This is a genomic window from bacterium endosymbiont of Bathymodiolus sp. 5 South (genome assembly GCF_900128535.1).
Lineage (GTDB): Bacteria > Pseudomonadota > Gammaproteobacteria > PS1 > Pseudothioglobaceae > Thiodubiliella.
In genome coordinates this window covers 1-1,435 of record NZ_FQTR01000304.1, presented here as the reverse complement: position 1 = coordinate 1,435, position 1,435 = coordinate 1, and the positions used below count along the sequence as shown (strand labels likewise).

1 protein-coding gene and 1 pseudogene are annotated in these 1,435 nt (G+C 32.1%); one reads left to right on the top strand and one right to left on the bottom strand.

Features of this window, described 5'->3' with window-relative positions; genetic code table 11:
- Positions 1-811: pseudogene (locus BBROOKSOX_RS11020) on the top strand (hypothetical protein); the annotation flags it as partial.
- 259 nt (positions 812-1,070) lie between these two features.
- Here BBROOKSOX_RS11020 and BBROOKSOX_RS11015 read toward each other — a convergent pair.
- The gene (locus tag BBROOKSOX_RS11015; protein WP_218973749.1) at positions 1,071-1,247 is read right to left on the bottom strand and encodes a hypothetical protein; all 177 of its coding nucleotides are present in this window, start codon (positions 1,245-1,247) and stop codon (positions 1,071-1,073) included.
- Positions 1,248-1,435: the final 188 nt, after the last annotated feature.

Here is a 1,435-nt window from a genome sequence, read left to right as displayed (position 1 = left end):
TATTAGGGAACTTTCTAAAATTTTAAGCGAAATGGGCATGCGACTCAATGGTGAAAAAACCTATCATTCTGATGATATTGTAAATTCTTCAATAAAAAAAGACAAACTACATCAAATTATTTATAATTACCAGCAACAAAATGACTTAAAAAAGCAATTATTGGTTATTAAAAATTTGGCTGATAATTATCCAAATTCAGGGAGTTTAAATAAAGCGTTAAACAATTTTGACAAAGATTTAGGCCACAAGATAAAAAATAAAAGAGTTGCAAGATGTATATTTTTTATTACACAAAAACCCAAGATAAAGGAGGAGTTTAAGGAAAATTACTCTATGTTGGTCAGTATTTTAGTTGATATTGCACTGAAAAACCCGAAAATCCATTCAGTCTTTGCATCAATTTTAAGTAAGATTATTTGCGATATAGATGTTGACGATAGGACAAGAATAATAGAAGGAATCTTGAAAAAATTTAAAGACAAACCTAATTCTGAGGATATGCACTTATGGCTGCAAAGAATTGCACTTGTTGCTAATCTTAATATAAAAGATATTGCACTTGTTGCTAATCTTAATATAAAAGATGCTGAGACTAAGTTAGTAAAATTAATTAATTTTGAAGCTGAGCAAGGCATTAAGTTTTACCCTAGACCGGCAGATTATGAATATACAGGTATATGGAATTCTAAAGAGTGGTTAGCTGATAGTTATTATGACTTAATTAAAACACATAATATTGTAAGTCAAGAAGAAATCGATAAATTAGATTGTGTTATTCATAATAAAGAAGTCAATAGTTTCTATTACTAAATTGATTGTTTAACAAACACCCTATTAGCCACTCTGCGCCATAACCCCAAAAAATCCTTCACTGGCTGCACAAATCAGCGAAGCAACATCAAGTCTTGGTTTGATTGAGGCGGGGAAGTTACTATAACTTCGCAAATAAAATCAAATTCAGCGATATTGGCAATTGAGGGCAATATGTTGAGTAGCAAAACGACCAAGAAATAAGAGGTATTTTAGAAAAAGTTGGTTGATTTGTCTATGGTTATTGTTAGTTTTATTGTTATAAATCAATTTGTTGTGTGGTTTTTAAGGGGCGACTAAGTATCTGGCTATTGTTGAGGGTAAGTTTGTCCGAGGCAGTTAAAAGGAAATTGTGAGTGCGCGCAAAAGACAACCTTATTTTTATAGAGACCTTTGCATAAATAGGGATGATTAGCAAAATCCAATTTTTGCCCAATTGGTGATTTCTTTAAACCTTGTCCTAGTAAGGCTAAGGCTGGGTTTAAAAAATAGCCAAGTGGATGAAAGGTTTCTGATGATTATTCCTATTTATGCAAAGGTCTCTTATAATATATTGCATTTGCCACGCACATTAGATGATATTTCACGATATCCCCTTTCTGGAACAGGGGGAGCAGTCCTTAT